The organism is Streptomyces sp. NPDC020681 (assembly GCF_044334895.1).
Lineage (GTDB): Bacteria > Actinomycetota > Actinomycetes > Streptomycetales > Streptomycetaceae > Streptomyces.
The window spans coordinates 34,480-49,152 of the sequence record NZ_JBIRTX010000002.1 but is presented as its reverse complement, the minus strand read 5'-3'; the positions used below and the strand labels follow the sequence as shown (position 1 = coordinate 49,152).

The 14,673-nt window shown below is 70.4% G+C and carries 16 protein-coding genes; 12 read left to right on the top strand and 4 right to left on the bottom strand.

Features of this window, described 5'->3' with window-relative positions:
- Positions 1–13 precede the first annotated feature (13 nt).
- On the top strand, positions 14–523 hold the full coding sequence (locus tag ACH4YL_RS03680) for a SigE family RNA polymerase sigma factor (protein WP_398504480.1): 510 nt from the start codon (positions 14–16) through the stop codon (positions 521–523).
- A 73-nt stretch (positions 524–596) separates the two neighbouring features.
- Complete coding sequence (locus ACH4YL_RS03675) at positions 597–1,880, top strand: hypothetical protein (RefSeq protein ID WP_398504478.1); 1,284 nt, start codon at positions 597–599, stop codon at positions 1,878–1,880.
- A gap of 12 nt (positions 1,881–1,892) precedes the next feature.
- Here ACH4YL_RS03675 and ACH4YL_RS03670 read toward each other — a convergent pair whose 3' ends face one another.
- On the bottom strand, positions 1,893–3,578 hold the full coding sequence (locus ACH4YL_RS03670; RefSeq protein ID WP_398504476.1) for a bifunctional 3'-5' exonuclease/DNA polymerase: 1,686 nt from the start codon (positions 3,576–3,578) through the stop codon (positions 1,893–1,895).
- Between the two features lie 81 nt (positions 3,579–3,659).
- Positions 3,660–4,949, bottom strand: a complete 1,290-nt coding sequence (locus ACH4YL_RS03665; protein WP_398504474.1) for a LuxR C-terminal-related transcriptional regulator — start codon at positions 4,947–4,949, stop codon at positions 3,660–3,662.
- 152 nt (positions 4,950–5,101) lie between these two features.
- On the opposite strand from ACH4YL_RS03665, the gene ACH4YL_RS03660 reads away from it, so the two are divergent.
- The 4 genes from ACH4YL_RS03660 (at position 5,102) to ACH4YL_RS03645 (ending at position 9,006) form a co-directional block, all read left to right on the top strand.
- On the top strand, positions 5,102–6,010 hold the full coding sequence (locus ACH4YL_RS03660; protein ID WP_398504473.1) for an NADP-dependent oxidoreductase: 909 nt from the start codon (positions 5,102–5,104) through the stop codon (positions 6,008–6,010).
- Between the two features lie 56 nt (positions 6,011–6,066).
- On the top strand, positions 6,067–6,735 hold the full coding sequence (locus tag ACH4YL_RS03655; protein WP_398504471.1) for a lipoprotein: 669 nt from the start codon (positions 6,067–6,069) through the stop codon (positions 6,733–6,735).
- A gap of 91 nt (positions 6,736–6,826) precedes the next feature.
- A complete protein-coding gene (locus ACH4YL_RS03650; RefSeq protein ID WP_398504469.1) occupies positions 6,827–7,666 on the top strand; it encodes a nitrilase-related carbon-nitrogen hydrolase in 840 nt (279 codons plus the stop codon).
- A 227-nt stretch (positions 7,667–7,893) separates the two neighbouring features.
- The gene (locus tag ACH4YL_RS03645; RefSeq protein ID WP_398504467.1) at positions 7,894–9,006 is read left to right on the top strand and encodes a DUF2786 domain-containing protein; all 1,113 of its coding nucleotides are present in this window, start codon (positions 7,894–7,896) and stop codon (positions 9,004–9,006) included.
- A gap of 100 nt (positions 9,007–9,106) precedes the next feature.
- On the opposite strand, the gene ACH4YL_RS03640 is transcribed toward ACH4YL_RS03645, so the two are convergent.
- Entirely contained in the window at positions 9,107–9,589 is a 483-nt protein-coding gene (locus ACH4YL_RS03640; RefSeq protein ID WP_398504465.1) for a hypothetical protein, read from the bottom strand.
- An 83-nt stretch (positions 9,590–9,672) separates the two neighbouring features.
- On the opposite strand from ACH4YL_RS03640, the gene ACH4YL_RS03635 reads away from it, so the two are divergent.
- The 4 genes from ACH4YL_RS03635 (at position 9,673) to ACH4YL_RS03620 (ending at position 11,236) form a co-directional block, all read left to right on the top strand.
- Positions 9,673–9,975: a VOC family protein gene (locus ACH4YL_RS03635; RefSeq protein WP_398504463.1), complete on the top strand. Its 303-nt coding sequence runs from the start codon at positions 9,673–9,675 to the stop codon at positions 9,973–9,975.
- Between the two features lie 36 nt (positions 9,976–10,011).
- Positions 10,012–10,374, top strand: coding sequence for an ArsR/SmtB family transcription factor (locus tag ACH4YL_RS03630; protein WP_398504461.1), 363 nt, complete (start codon positions 10,012–10,014; stop codon positions 10,372–10,374).
- Positions 10,371–10,874 carry an SRPBCC domain-containing protein gene (locus ACH4YL_RS03625; protein WP_398504459.1) on the top strand — a complete coding sequence of 168 codons (504 nt, stop codon included), beginning with the start codon at positions 10,371–10,373 and terminating at the stop codon, positions 10,872–10,874. Before ACH4YL_RS03630 ends, ACH4YL_RS03625 begins: the two co-directional genes overlap by 4 nt.
- A gap of 119 nt (positions 10,875–10,993) precedes the next feature.
- Positions 10,994–11,236: a DUF397 domain-containing protein gene (locus ACH4YL_RS03620; protein WP_398505580.1), complete on the top strand. Its 243-nt coding sequence runs from the start codon at positions 10,994–10,996 to the stop codon at positions 11,234–11,236.
- A 104-nt stretch (positions 11,237–11,340) separates the two neighbouring features.
- Here the strand turns inward: ACH4YL_RS03620 and ACH4YL_RS03615 are convergent, their stop codons facing one another.
- Positions 11,341–11,850: an ATP-binding protein gene (locus ACH4YL_RS03615; protein ID WP_398504458.1), complete on the bottom strand. Its 510-nt coding sequence runs from the start codon at positions 11,848–11,850 to the stop codon at positions 11,341–11,343.
- Between the two features lie 324 nt (positions 11,851–12,174).
- On the opposite strand from ACH4YL_RS03615, the gene ACH4YL_RS03610 reads away from it, so the two are divergent.
- Both ACH4YL_RS03610 and ACH4YL_RS03605 read left to right on the top strand, forming a co-directional pair.
- On the top strand, positions 12,175–13,056 hold the full coding sequence (locus ACH4YL_RS03610; RefSeq protein WP_398504456.1) for a helix-turn-helix domain-containing protein: 882 nt from the start codon (positions 12,175–12,177) through the stop codon (positions 13,054–13,056).
- Positions 13,057–13,114: 58 nt separating this feature from the next.
- Positions 13,115–14,572: an aldehyde dehydrogenase family protein gene (locus ACH4YL_RS03605; RefSeq protein ID WP_398504454.1), complete on the top strand. Its 1,458-nt coding sequence runs from the start codon at positions 13,115–13,117 to the stop codon at positions 14,570–14,572.
- The last annotated feature ends 101 nt before the right edge of the window (positions 14,573–14,673 follow it).

Genomic DNA, 14,673 nt, shown 5'->3' with positions numbered 1-14,673 from the left:
GGGCAGGAACGGGATGAGCAGTTCCCGCGCAGAGGAGTTCCGGGAGTTCGCGTCCGGCAGGGCCGGTCATCTCTTCCGCTCCGCCACTCTCCTGACCAGCGGCGATGTCCATCTCGCCGAGGATCTGGTGCAGGAGACGCTGGGCCGGATGTACGCGCTGTGGGGCCGGCTCTCACGGATCGACAATCCGGCGGGCTACGCCCAGACCGTTCTTGTGCGCACCTATCTCACCCATCGGCGGCGGCGCTCAGCCGACGAGCGGCCCGTCGGTGAACTCCCCGACACCGTCCTGCACTCCGGCGACGACCCGGCGCTGCGCATCGCGTTGCTGGACGCGCTGGCGCAGCTCGCACCGAAGGACCGGGCGGTGGTGGTGCTGCGGTACTGGGAGGACCGCAGCATCGAGGAGACCGCCGACGCGATGAACGTCAGCTCGGCCGCGGTACGCACCAGATCGGTGCGGGCGCTCGCGAGGCTCCGCGAACAACTCGGCGGCAGCATCGCGGAGTTCGCCGCCCGCTGATCCCCGTGACCTGTCCCTGATCGGGACACCAAGACCTTTTCCGTACCTTTTCGATCTGGGAGTGTGGTTCCCCATGCCTTTCGAAGACGAACTCGGCGATGCGCTGCACCGCACCGGCGACACCATCCACCCGGCCGACCGGCCCGCACTGGTGGAGGGCGGCCTGACGCGCGGCCGCCGCCGGCTGGCCCGGCGGCGCGCGGCGGCGGTGACCGGCAGCGTGCTGGCGCTGGCGGTGGTCGGCGTCGGCGGGGCGTACGGCGGCGGACTGCTCGACGGGTCCGGCGGCTCCGGCACCACCGGCTCGGTGGCCTCGCCGCCGAAGCCCACCGCGCGCGGCGGCGCCACCGCCGAGCCGGTCACCAAGGAGCAGATGATCTCGACGCTCAAGAGTCTGCTGCCGGAGGGGGAGACCACACAGGAGACGGGTCGCGGCGGCGAGGACGATGTCCCGTCGATGCCGTACGCCTCCGTCGTGTTCGACGACGGCAAGGGCGCGGGAGCGATCGGCCTGAGCCTGAACCGCGTTGATCCGGGCGGCGAGGGGGCCGCGGAACTCACCACCTGCCCGTCCAAGTCGCTGGTGCAGTACGACGCCTGCAAGGCGGAGACGCTCGCCGACGGGTCGAGGTTCATGATTTTCCAGGGGTACGTGTATCCGGACCGCCGTGAGGAGACCAAGGAGTGGCGGGCCACGCTGGTGACGCCCAAGGGGATCATGGTCGACGCGAGCGAGTTCAACGCGGCCGCCGAGAAGGGCGCCGAAGTCACGCGTCCCGCCCCGCCGTTGACGGTGGCGCAGATGAAGGACCTGGTCACGGCTCCGGAGTGGCAGAAGTTCGCGAGCGCGCCGAGGAACGCCGACAAGGGGGCCGACAAGGGAGCCGGGAAGGGAACGGACAAGGGAGCCGTCCCGCCCGCGGCCACCGGCGACTCCGTCCAGCGTGCGCTGATCTCCCTGCTGCCCAAGGACCTCAAGGTGGCCGACAAGGGTGGCGGGGGCGAGTACGCGTTCGTGGTCGTCAACGACGGCAAGGGCAAGAGCATGATCGGGATCAACGTGCAGCCCGACATGTCGGACGTCAAGGACGATCTGATCGGCGCGGGTGGCGATGTCACCACCCTGCCGGACGGCACCACGGTCATCCAGCGGCAGGAGGCCGACCCTGACCAGAAGGGCGGAGAGGGCGCCGTGGCGTGGACGGTCGACACCATCCGCAAGGACGGCTTCCGTGTGGTGATCATGGCGTTCAACTCGGGCGCTCAGGGCACGGACGCCACCCGCGCCGAGCCCGCCCTCACCATGGCGCAGCTGAAGGCCATCGCGCTCGACACGAAGTGGCGCACGCTCAAGTAGCCGCCGGTTTCCTCATTTCGCGTCGCCGTAGCACTCCACCACCGCCGTGGTGAAAGGAAACCGCACCGGCGTCTCCCCGAAGGCGATCCGCCCGGCCAGCTCACCGGCCTCGCGGATCGCCTTCACGACGTCCTGGGCCTCCTCCTGCGGGCAGTGCACGATCACCTCGTCGTGCTGGAAGAACACCAGCTCGGCGCGCATCCCCGTGAGCGACTGCCGCAGCGCCGCGAGCAGCAGCAGCGCCCAGTCGGCCGCGCTGCCCTGCACCACGAAGTTACGGGTGAAGCGGCCGCGCGCCCGCGCGTTCGACGACGCATAGCCGGGCGTGAACTCGCTCTCGGAGGAGGCGGGTTCGTCGCTCTCCTGCGGGAGGCCCGCCTCGTCGTCGTCGCCCGACCCGGCCGCCTGCGGGCTGGTGCGGCCGAGCCAGGTCCGTACGAGCCGGCCCTCCTCGCCCGCGCGCGCCGCGTCGTCCACATACGCCACGGCCAGCGGGAATCGGCGGCGCAGCATGGCCAGGTTCTTCAGGCCGTCGCCGGACGTCTGGCCGTAGATCGCGCCCAGCAGCGCGACCTTGGCGTGGTCGCGGTCTCCGGAGAACGCCCGGTCGGACAGCGCGGAGTACAGATCGCCGTCGTGTCCGGCGACCTCCATCAGGCCCCGGTCGCGGGAGATCGCGGCCAGCACACGGGGCTCCATCTGGTCGGCGTCGGCGACCACCAGACGCCAGCCGTCGTCCGCGACCACCGCGCGCCGGATCACCTTCGGGATCTGAAGTGCCCCGCCACCATTGGTCGTCCACCGCCCGGAGACCGTGCCGCCCGGCAGATACTCGGGCCGGAAGCGGCCGTCCCGCACCCAGTCCTGGAGCCAGCTCCAGCCGTGCGCGGTCCAGATCCGGTACAGCTTCTTGTACTGGACCAGCGGCCGCACCGCCGGGTGGTCGATCTCCTCCAGCTCCCAGCGGCGGGTGGACTTGACCTTGATGCCGGCCCCCGCGAACGCCTTCACCACATCCGCGGGCAGATCCGGCCGCACCCGTCGCCCGAAGGCCGCCGACACCTCGTCCGCGAGCTCGGCGAGCCGGCGCGGCTCGCCGCCGCCCGCGTACCGCTCGCCGAGCATTTCGTGCAGCACGTCGCGATGGACGTCCGCGCGCCACGGCAGTCCCGCGCGGTTCATCTCCGCGGCCACCAGCATCCCGGCGGACTCGGCCGCCGTCAGCAGCCGCATCCGTCCCGGGTGCTCGGCGGCCCGGTGCCTTCGCTGCTGGTCCGCGTAGACCTCGAGAAGTCCCTCGAAGGGGACCGTCACCGGTTTCGGCTCGAAGAGCGAGGACTGCGAGCCCGGCTCGGCCTGGCGCTGCGGCGGATCCGGCGGTACGGGACCGTTGCGCAGCCGGGCGAGCGCGGCCGCGGCCGACCTCGGCTCGCCGAGCCGTCCTTCGTGGCCGAGCAGCAGCAGCTCGGCATCCTCGATGTCGTAACACCGCTCGACCCGGACGCCGGCCGCCAGCAGACGCGGATAGATCTCGGTGGTGGAGCGCCACACCCAGCGCGCCGCATCGGGCCGGGAGCGTACGGCCTCGGCCAGGTCCGGTTCTTCCTGGACGGGCCCGGAGGGCAGCCCGTCGGGGCCGAGGGGGACGAGTCGTGCCCCGTCGCCCTCCGCCGCCGCCAGAGCCCACCGTTCGCCCATGACTGCGAGTGTCGCAGCCGCGTCTGACAACGGCCGCCGTCTGTGCGACCCGACGGTGCAACCTGTCTGCGCGACCGCTGTCTACGCGACCGCGTGGAACAGCGCCGACGCCTCCCCGCGCGACGCGACCCCGAGCTTGGTCAGGATGTTCGCGACATGGAACTTCACCGTCGACTCGCTGATGTGCAGCTCCTGAGCGATCGCGCGGTTGCGGTGCCCGCGCGCCAGATGCGTCAGCACCTCCAGCTCGCGCGCCCCGAGCGAACCCAGCGGATCGGCGGGCGCCGCCTGCGCCGTGCCGAGCGGGATCGTCGCCGTGACCGTCGTGCCCCAGCCCGGCACGGCATCCAGGTCCAGCCGCCCGCCGAGCGCCTCCAGACGCTCCTTGATCCGGTTCGCGCTCAGCACGCAGGAGGAGAGCTCGCCCGGGCCGTCGTCCCGTACGGTCGCGCGCAGTTCGTTCTCGGTGAGCTGCCAGCCGACGTGGATCCGGCCGAGGCCGTCCTGCTCAAGGACGGTGAGCAGGACGGACCGTACGATCGCGCGCGCCGCGTGCGCCACGTCGGCGGCCAGCGGACGGGCCGAGTCCGGTGCGCCGAGCTCCAGCCGGACCGGGCTGTGGTGCAGCAGCAGCCGCAGTGAGTCCGCGAGCCGGGCGAACGCCTGCCCGGCCGGTTCCTCGGCGATCTGCTGGTCCAGTTCGCGCTCGGAACGCAGGTCGATCAGCGCGGTCGCGGCCAGATCGACGGCGGCGGCACGAGCGGCGACGTCGTCCAGACCGCGGCTCCGCAACACGCCCAGCAGCCCGGACAACGTGGCGGCGTGAGCCTCGGTCAGCTCGGCGATCACTCGGGCCCGCTCCCCGGCGGCGGCCCGCGACTGGGCGAGCGGCCCCGGCACAGCCTCGACGGCGAGCCGGTCGAAATGGCTGGTCACCAGGTCCCACATGGCCTGAACGACGCCGGTGACGGACTCGTCGATCGGGCCGTCCCCGACCCGTACGGAATCCCGCCCGGGATCCCTGACGAACACGATCAGCGCACCGCGCGGCGTCGCGTCGCTGGCCACCGCGAGCACCGGCCGCTCGGCCCCGCCGATCCTGACCGTGCCCTGCCAGGGCCGTCCCGCGGGCACCGACGCGACCAGCGGATGCAGTTCCGGCACAGTGATCCGGCCTGCCAAGGCGCTGTCCCCGTACGTCTTGAACGGCGAGTGCGCGCAGTGCGTGGACAGCTCCGCCGCTGCCACATGCGGCACGAGGGTGTCCACGGTCTCGGACAGCTTCGGCAGGATCTTGCCGAGCGGCTGCCGGATCACCTCGTAGGCGGCGGCCAGCGCGGGCACGACGGGCGCGGATCCGGTGAGTTCCATGACCGCCAGCGTACGACCGCGGTCCGCGTCGGCGGCTGTCCCTTCGGCCAGGTCGAACCGTCCGAAAGACGGGCCGTACCGGGCGGGCCGGGAACGGAGGATTGATCCTGGCGCAGGAGCCAGACATGCCAGACATGGAAGGTCGAACAGATATGAAAGCGATCGTCTTCGAGGAGTTCGGCGGACCCGAGGTGCTGCACCTGGCGGACACGGAGAAGCCGCAGCCGGGACCGGGCCAGGTCCGCGTGAGAGTCAAGGCGGCGGCGGTCAACCCGATGGACTACAAGATCCGCCACGGCTGGATGCAGCAGGTCTTTCCGACTCCGCTGCCCGCGACACCCGGCATCGAGTTCGCCGGGATCGTCGACGAGCTCGGCGAGGGCGTGACGCAGACGGCGGTCGGCGACGAGGTGCTCGGCTGGACCGTCACCGGGGCGTACGCGCAGTACGCGCTGGCCGAGTCCTTCGCGCCGAAGCCCCAGGACCTGGACTTCACCGAGGCCGCGGCCCTGCCCGTGGCGACGGACACCGCATCGCGGGTCCTCGGAATGCTCGGCGTGCGGTCCGGCGAGACCCTGCTCCTGCACGGGGCCGCGGGCGCGGTCGGATCGGCGGCGGTGCAGCTGGCGGTGGCCGCGGGCGTGACGGTCGTCGGGACGGCGTCCGAGGCAAGCCACGCTTATCTGCGGGAGCTCGGCGCGATCCCGGTGACGTACGGCGAAGGCCTCGTCGCCCGGGTGCGCGAGGTCGCTCCCCAGGGCGTGGACGCGGTCTTCGACGCGGCGGGCCGGGGCGCACTGCCCGCCTCGATCGAACTCCGCGGCGGCACCACCGACCGGATCATCACGATCGCGGACCCCGAGGCGGCGGCCCACGGCGTGACCTTCTCGGCGGGCGGCGGCGAACGCCCCGAGGCGCGGCTGGCCGACCACGCGAAGCTGGCGGCGGAGGGCGGTCTGCGGGTCCCGGTCGTGGAGGTGCTCCCGCTGGCGCAGGCGGCGAAGGCGCAGTCGCTGAGCGAGGCGGGCCATGTACGGGGGAAGGTCCTGCTCACTCCGTGAGCATCCGGCATCCCACCTGCGGTGATCGCATCCGGCATCTCTAGGATCGGTCGGGCTTGTCCGAACTGAACCAGGGGTGGGGATTCGTGGTGCGAGGTCTGATGCGCGGCGTGGGCGCGGGAGTGCTCCCGGCGGCGCTGGTGGTGGGACTGCTGAGCGGCTGTGCCGCGGAGGCGGAGCCCGGGAAGGCCGAGAAGGCCTCGGCGACTGCCGGTGCCACGGACACCGAGGCGGTGCAGAAGGGCGGCTCCGTCGGCGCCGCCGGCTCGCCCTGCCCGCTCCCCGTCTCCTTCGACCTCGCCGCCGCATGGACGGCGGAGGCCGTCAAGGACGATCCCACCTTCGGGACCGTCCAGCAGGGCCCGGTGAAGCTCGTCTGCGAGATCGACGCGAAGCCCGCCGGGCACATCGGCTTCATCCGCGTCTGGACCGGCGGCGCCGCCGGCGACGACCCCCGCAAGGCGCTCGAGGCGTTTGTCGCGGACGAGGCGAAGGACCGGGACAAGGTCGCCTACACGCCGACCAAGGCGGGGGAGTACGCCGCGGCCGAGGTGACCTACCTCAACACCAACGAGTTCCTGGACGAGCCCAAGAAGGAGCGGGCCGTCGCCTTCACCACGCCGCGGGGCCTGGTCGTCCTGCACCTCGGCGGCTTCGACACCGGGGAGCACGAGCAGATGCTCCCGGCGTACGAGCTCGCCAAGAAGACCGTCCGCGCCGCCTAGGACCCGTCGCCCGGCTGTCGCCCGGCGGGCCCGTCTCCGGACGGGCCCGCCTCGGGGTGCCCCGTCGCCGTGCCGCTGCGAGGCTTGGTCCATGCGAGTGGCAATGGCACAGACCGACTGCGTACTGGGCGAGGTGGACCAGAATCTCGAGACGGCCCGCGAGCAGATCGAGCAGGCCGCGGCACAGGGCTCCGATCTCGTCGTCTTCCCGGAGCTGAACCTGCACGGCTACCACCTGGGCGCGCTGCACCGGGACGCCTCGGTGGAGGCGCGCGATCCGCGGCTGCTGGAGCTGGGGACGCTCGGTACGGACGTGGTGGTCGGCTTCCACGAGCACACCCGCCTGCGGGCGTACAACACCAGCGCGTACTACCGCGACGGGGAACTGCTGCACGCGCACCGGAAGCTGTACCTGCCCAACTACCTCGCCTGGGAGGAACGCAAGCACGTCAGCCCGGGCCAGTCGCTGCGCGCCTACGACCTGCCGCTCGGCCGCGGCCGGGCCGCCACGCTCGTCTGCAACGACGCATGGCAGCCGGTGCTGCCCTGGCTCGCGGTCCAGGACGGTGCCGAGGTCCTGCTCGTCCCCGCGAACAGCGCGGCCAGCCTCGATCCGGAGGCAATGGACACCGGCCTGTACTGGGACAGCCTGCTGTCCTACACGGCCCGGATGCTGCAGTGCTGGGTCGTGTTCGTGAACCGGGTCGGCAACGAGAACGGCGCGTCCTTCTGGGGCGGTTCACGCGTCGTCGACCCGCGCGGCAACGTGGTGGCGCAGGCCCCGAAGTGGGAACCGGCCCTGGTCACGATCGACATCGACGCCCACGAGGCCCGCCGCCAGCGCCGCTCGGTCCCTCTGGTCGCGGAGGCCCGCCTGGGCCTGGTCGACCGCGAGGTGCGCCGCCTGATCGACGAGGGCGGCGACAGCTGACGGCCGCGTCCGGAGGCGGGAGCCCACCGGACACGACGGCCGGCTGTCGTCGCGCCCTGACCGGCGCCCCCGGCGTCGGCGTGAGCACCGGCACGGCGATGATGAATCTGTGCCGTGTGCGCAGAGCGGGTTTCTCCCCGGCGTGCAGGGGTGCGCGAGAGTGACTGCGAGTCGATCAAGGCAGGTACGCCCCCGTCGGGGGCCCGGGCGGCACAGGGAGAGCGGACGTGAGCAGGGTCGATGAGGCGCTCGCGGGGGTGCTGTACTCCGAGGACGACGCGGCGCTCGACGCGGCGGCATCCCTCCTCGCCGCGGCCCCGGAAGCGGACGGTCAACTGGCCCGGCGCGGTGAGGAGTTCGTACGCCGCGCCTGGGAGCGGGGCTGGCAGCCGGCCGACGTCGTCCGGCTCGTACGGCGCGATCTCGACGAACACCATGTGCGGCTGGTCTCCGTCCTGATCTCCGCCGAGACGAAGCAGTACACGCACCTCGCTCCGCGCTGGCGGGCGCAGCTCGACGAGCTGGAGACGCCACAGTGGCGCGCAGACCGCTTCTCGTACGCCACCGCCGTACTCGAGCTCTACCGCCTGCTGGCCCGCCTGCCCGCGATCGAACCGGTCGGCCCGCCGCCGGGCACAGCCCTCAGCGCCCCGCCGTCCCCGCACGAACCGCGCATGCTCACGCGGATACGCGCGCTGCTCGCCAAGGCGGAGGCCACCGGCTACCCGGAGGAGGCGGAGGCGCTCACCGCCAAGGCGCAGGAGCTGATGGCCCGCCACAGCGTCGACGAGGCGGCACTCGCACACCGCACGCACGCGAAGGACGCGCCGGCCGCCTGCCGGATCGGCGTGGACGCGCCGTACGAGACCGCGAAGGCGATCCTCCTCGACGCCGTGGCCTCCGCGAACCGCTGCCGCGCGGTCTGGAACAGCGCCTTCGGCTTCTCCACGGTCGTCGGCTTCGAGAGCGACCTGGAGGCGGTCGAGCTCCTCTACACGTCACTGCTGGTCCAGGGCACGACGGCGATGACGCGCGCGGAGGCGACCCAGCGCGCGGCCGGCCGCAAGCGCACGAAGACCTTCCGCCAGTCCTTCCTGATGGCCTACGCGAGCCACCTCGGCGACCGCCTCGCCGCCGCGACCCGGAGCGTGCCGACCCCGGACGACCTGCTCCCGGTCCTCGCCTCCCGCGACGTCGCGGTCAGCTCCCGCGCGGACGAGATGTTCCCCGAGACGACGACCACCCGCGTCCGCGGAGCCACCGACGAATCCGGCTGGACCCACGGCCGCTCGGCGGCGGCCGGCGCCGAATTGCCCGGCCACAAGAAGCTGCCTTCCTGACGGGAACCTGAAAGCCCAGTGTTTCTGGAACGACGGCGGGCCGCGAACCCCTGGAGGTCCGCGGCCCGTTGGCGATGCCGTGCGTCAGGCTGTCAAGGTGTCAGGGCGTCGGGAGGTCCGTCGGCAGACCCGTCGGCAGGCCCTCCGGCAGCTTGCCCGAGGCCGACTTCGTGAGCGTGTCCTTCGCTCCCGCGTCCCATGAGATCACCAGCGTCTTGCCGTCGTTGGACTCGATCGAGCCCATCGTCCGGTCCGTGTTCCCGTCGGCGCACTTGAGCGAGAGCATCGGCTCGCCGCCCATCTCCGTCACATCGCCGGTGCAGGCGTGGCCGTCGGCGACGAGGACCGCCTTCTTGCCGGTGACCGCCAGGTCGACCTTCTTGCCGTCGGACTCGCCGGTCCAGGCGCCCTCGATGTCGCCGTTCGCGGCCGCGTCGCCCTTGCCCGCTTCCGTGGGCGCGGTCGTGGCCGAGTCCTTCGACGTGTCGCCGCTGTCGTCGCTGCCGCAGCCGGTCAGTACGAAAAAGGCCGCCAGAGCGGCCGCGGCGGCCGAAGTACGCACCGTACGTACGCGCTTGTGCACGTGACTGTCCCCCTTGTCGGTTTCAAGACCGCGCCAAGCTACCAGGAGGACTTCCGCACGCCGCGGCAAGATCCGCGGCCGCGGTGACGAGCACTGGCTTCGACGTCACCGTCGACCGGCAGATGCCGCCCGGCCGCTGGCTGCAGGTCGCCCCGGCCGGAGCCCAGACCGTGTTCACCCTTTCCGGTCCCGGTATGGGCGGCTTCACCCCCGGTTCAGCGCAGGGGATCATGCTGGTGACGACCGATGTCGACGCGGACTGCGCGAAACTCGCCGCGGCCGGCGTGGCCGTGGACGGGCCGGACGACCTCCCGTGGGGGCGGATGGCCGCCTTCAAGGACCCGGACGGCAACGGTCTGATGCTGCTCACGGAAGCGACCGAGTGACCGAGCGACCCGAGTAGGAAGGCCGGTAGAACGGCGATGGCTGCCACCGATGTGCGCGAGGTGGGACGCGAGACGGAAGAGGACCGCGTCTTCGCCGCGCTCGCGAACACCACCCGACGCGAAGTGCTGCGGCTCCTGCGCGAGGACGGCCCGCAGGCCGTGCAGGCCATCGCCGACCACTTCGACATGCGCCGGCCGAGCCTCTCGGAGCATCTCAAGGTGCTGCGGGAGGCCGGTCTGGTCTCCGAGGAGCGTTCGGGCCGGCAGCGGATCTACCGTCTGGAGGCCGCCCCGCTCGCCGAGGTGCAGGACTGGCTCCATCCGTACGAGCGGTTCTGGCGCGACAGGTTCAAGGGGCTCGGCGAGCTTCTGGACCGTATGCCCGACGATGAGTCATGACGTTCCCGTACGAGCCCGATGACCGGCGGCCTGACCACCGGCGCGATCTTGAAGGTGACGAAGACCTCACGACCATCCGGGTCGACCACTTCCTGCCCCATTCGCCCGCGAAAGTCCGGCGCGCCCCGACCGAGCCCGAGCTGATCGCCCAGTGGCTGATGCCTGGCGACTTCCGGCTCCTGGTGGGCCATCGGTACACGATGACCTCGGTGCCGCGGCCCAACACCAACTTCTCCGGCGCCGTCGAGGCCGAAGTGCTCGGATACGAGACCGAGCGCATGCTCAAGGTCCGCTGGGCCGATGCCATGGGCGGTCCGACCAGCGCGGATTGGACAATCACCTGGACATTGGAGCCAGAAGGGCGCGGCACACGTCTCTTCCTTGTGCACGAAGGATTCGATCCTGACGACCCGGCTCAGCTGATGGCGCACAAGATCATGGGCGGTGGCTGGCGTTCACAGGTACTCGTCGCGCTGCAGGAAACGCTGGCGAAGCTGTAACCAAGGGACAACACCGCGTGCACGTGCATCTGCCCGTGCAATCGCTCATGCATCTGCATTTGAACAGAGCTATGATCCGGGACAGTTGACACATGCACCTTGTCACCCGGGAGCGGCTCGTGCACCACGCGTACAACGGCATGGCGGCCACGGAGCTCCATGGGGTCGTCTGGCAGAAGAGCAGACACAGCAACTCGCAGGGTTCGTGTGTGGAGTTCGCCAAGCTGCCGAGCGGGAACGTCGCCATGCGCAACTCGCGGCACCCGGACGGTCCCGCACTCGTATATACGCCTGCCGAGATAGAAGCGTTGCTTCTGGGCGTCAAGGACGGCGAGTTCGACCATCTGATCGCGGGCGCCTAGCCCGCCTCGAGCGCGTGGGCCGATCGCCCGACAGCGCATTCCCGGGGAGCGGCCCGCCGGTTTTCCGGCGGGCCTGCTCGACCCGTAGGCCTTCCCCCGAAGGCCTAGCTCAGCCGGAACAACGCCCACACGACCTTGCCGTGCAGCGATCCGGCGAGCGGGTGCCACCCCCAGCTGTCGCTGAAGGAGTCCACCAGAAACAGACCCCGGCCCGACTCGGCGGTGCCACAGGGGTCAGGAAAAGGGGCGCCGTCGCTGTCGACGGACGCCCCGGGGCTTTCATGGCTCGGATCCCGCACCGCACAGACGAGCCGGTTCGTCCAGCGCATCAAGTGCAGCCGAACGGGCGGTTCCTGTATCTCCCGCGGAGCGTCCTCGGGCAGGGCGTGCCGCAGAGCGTTGGTGACGAGTTCGGAGACGACCAGCGCGACATCGTCGAAGCGGTCGCCGAGATCCCACTGGGTGAGCGTCGACTTGGTGAACTGGCGCGCCCCGCGCACCGCTTCGTAGCGTGCGGGCAGAGAGCACGAGGCCGAGCTGGAGACCGCTGCGGGCTCGATGGGGGGAAGCCCCTGCCGTAACGGCTCGAGCATGGTCGATCCATTCGTCCCCATGCGAGGCACTCCCAGGAATCGCGGCTGTGACGCTACAACACGAACGAGCACGCAGGTGCGTGAGGACCATGGTTCCGAATGCGTAGAGCAGATGCAAGGGCAGATGCACGTGCACGCGCCGGTTCTGTCCGATCACGCGACGGTTCTTGCTCATTTCTTCCCACGATCTCTTTCGCGCCCCTTCCCAAGGGCTTCTCATTTCTGTAACCGAATGAGTACGGGCTGAAGCGTTTTGGTGGCAGAATCCGGCACTTGAGGATGCGGGGGTGCCTCAGGCTGTAGGCGAAGACGTATGGACGGCCATGGATAGGGAGGGTTGGAGTCGTGACTGCAGGCGAGTCGTGGGCCGAAGGGCCGGGAGGCGGGTCCGTAGTGCGGCGCATCCTGTTGGGCTCGCAGCTGAGGCGACTGCGCGAATCGCGCGGCATCACCCGTGAGGCGGCCGGCTACTCGATCCGCGCATCCGAATCCAAGATCAGCCGCATGGAGTTGGGACGGGTGAGCTTCAAGGCCAGGGACGTCGAGGATCTGCTGACTCTCTACGGAGTCTCCGACGACACGGAGCGCGGACCCTTGCTCGGCCTGGCCAAAGAGTCGAACGTGGCCGGCTGGTGGCACACCTATGGCGATGTCCTGCCGGGCTGGTTTCAGACATATGTAGGTCTGGAGGGGGCGGCCTCGCTCATCCGGATCTATGAAGTCCAGTTCGTACACGGCCTGCTGCAGACCGAGTCGTACGCCCACGCGGTCGTCGCCCGGGGCATGCCCGACGCGCCGCGGGCCGAGATCGACCGCCGGGTCGCGCTCCGTCTGGAGCGGCAGAAGATCCTGGTCTCGGAGCGCGCGCCGCAGCTGCACGCGATCCTCGACGAGGCCGCGCTGCGCCGGCCGTACGGCGACCGGGCCGTGATGCAGGGTCAGCTGCGCCATCTGATCGACGTCTCCGAGCAGTCCAACATCACCCTGCAGGTGATGCCGTTCAGCTTCGGCGGGCACGCGGGCGAGAGCGGCGCCTTCACCATGCTGCGCTTCCCGGAGTCCGACCTGTCGGACATCGTCTATCTGGAGCAGCTCACCAGCGCCCTGTACCTCGACAAGCGGGAGGAAGTCGCCCAGTACGAAAGGGTGATGAAGCGCCTCCAGGAGGACAGCCCGGATCCTGCCGAGAGCCGGGACGTTCTCCGTGGTCTGCTCCAACTCACATAAAACACAAGTACGATGACGCGACGTCAGGCATCTGCTTCTGAGTTAGGAATCGGATCACATGTCCTTCTTCACCGAGCTGGCCCACCAGTACATCGATGGCGAGTGGAGGCCTGGTAGCGGCTCCTGGGACATCATCGATTTCAACCCGTACGACGGGGAGAAGCTGGCCTCCATACCCGTCGCCACGGCGGCCGAGGTCGACCAGGCCTACCGCGCCGCCGAGCGGGCGCAGGTCGCCTGGGGCGAGACCAATCCGTACAGCCGGCGTGTGGTGTTCGAGCGCGCGCTGCGGATCATCGAGGACCGTGAGCAGGAGATCACCGAGGCGATCATCGCCGAGCTCGGCGGCACGCGTCTGAAGGCCGCCTTCGAGCTGCACCTCGCCAAGGAGTTCCTGCGCGAGGCGGTGCAGCTGGCGCTGCGGCCCGAGGGCCGGATCCTTCCTTCGCCGGTCGACGGCAAGGAGAACCGCGTCTACCGGCTGCCGGTCGGCGTCGTCGGTGTCATCAGCCCCTTCAACTTCCCGTTCCTGCTGTCGATCAAGTCGGTCGCGCCCGCGCTCGCGCTCGGCAACGCGGTGGTGCTCAAGCCGCACCAGAACACGCCGATCTGCGGCGGAGCGCTGGTCGGCAAGATCTTCGAGGAAGCCGGACTGCCCGCCGGGCTGCTGAACGTGGTGATCACGGACATAGCCGAGATAGGTGACGCGCTGATCGAGCACCCGGTGCCGAAGGCGATCTCCTTCACCGGTTCCGACAAGGTCGGGCGGCACGTCGCCACCGTCTGCGCGGCCAACTTCAAGCGCGCCATCCTCGAACTGGGCGGCAACAGCGCGCTGATCGTGCTCGAGGACGCGGACATCGACTACGCGGTGGACGCCGCGGTCTTCAGCCGGTACGTGCACCAGGGCCAGGTCTGCATGGCCGCCAACCGCGTGCTGGTGGACCGGAAGGTCGAGAAGGAGTTCTCCGAGAAGTTCGTCGCCAAGGTGCGCACGCTCAAGGTCGGCGACCCGGCGGACCCGACGACCCACATCGGCCCGCTCATCAACTCGCAGCAGGCGGACGCCGTCACCTCGCTCGTCGACCAGACGGTGGAGGCCGGCGCGACCGCGCTGCTGCACGGCGGCTCCGAGGGCAACCTCGTCTCGCCGTCGGTGCTGACCGGCATCGCGACGGACTCGCCGGTGCTGGGCCAGGAGATCTTCGGCCCGGTGGCGCTGATCGTGCCGTTCGACGGGGAGGACGAGGCGGTCAGGATCGCCAACGACACTCCGTACGGTCTGAGCGGCGCGGTGCACACCGCGGACATCGAGCGGGGTGTGCGGGTCGCGCAGCGGATCAACACCGGCATGATCCACATCAATGACAGCACGGTGCACGACGAGCCGATCGTCCCCTTCGGCGGCGAGAAGCACTCCGGCAGCGGACGGCTGAACGGCGAGTCGATGATCGAGGCGTTCACCACGCAGAAGTGGATCTCGGTGCAGCACGGCCGCTCGAGGTTCCCGTTCTGACAGCCGAAAAGTGTGCGGCTCCCGGACCCTTGCGGACAGAACCTGACCGCAAGGGTCCGTAGTTTGAGTGGTGTCAGGACGGCGGCACCCAGGCCCGGAAG

Coding starts and splice junctions, on each gene's coding strand:
- ACH4YL_RS03615 (WP_398504458.1), bottom strand. CDS start 11,850: ATGGGGACGAATGGATCGACCATGCTCGAGCCGTTACGGCAGGGGCTT.
- ACH4YL_RS03630 (WP_398504461.1), top strand. CDS start 10,012: ATGGCTGCCACCGATGTGCGCGAGGTGGGACGCGAGACGGAAGAGGAC.
- ACH4YL_RS03675 (WP_398504478.1), top strand. CDS start 597: ATGCCTTTCGAAGACGAACTCGGCGATGCGCTGCACCGCACCGGCGAC.
- ACH4YL_RS03605 (WP_398504454.1), top strand. CDS start 13,115: ATGTCCTTCTTCACCGAGCTGGCCCACCAGTACATCGATGGCGAGTGG.
- ACH4YL_RS03665 (WP_398504474.1), bottom strand. CDS start 4,949: ATGGAACTCACCGGATCCGCGCCCGTCGTGCCCGCGCTGGCCGCCGCC.
- ACH4YL_RS03680 (WP_398504480.1), top strand. CDS start 14: ATGAGCAGTTCCCGCGCAGAGGAGTTCCGGGAGTTCGCGTCCGGCAGG.
- ACH4YL_RS03625 (WP_398504459.1), top strand. CDS start 10,371: ATGACGTTCCCGTACGAGCCCGATGACCGGCGGCCTGACCACCGGCGC.
- ACH4YL_RS03650 (WP_398504469.1), top strand. CDS start 6,827: ATGCGAGTGGCAATGGCACAGACCGACTGCGTACTGGGCGAGGTGGAC.
- ACH4YL_RS03660 (WP_398504473.1), top strand. CDS start 5,102: ATGAAAGCGATCGTCTTCGAGGAGTTCGGCGGACCCGAGGTGCTGCAC.
- ACH4YL_RS03670 (WP_398504476.1), bottom strand. CDS start 3,578: ATGGGCGAACGGTGGGCTCTGGCGGCGGCGGAGGGCGACGGGGCACGA.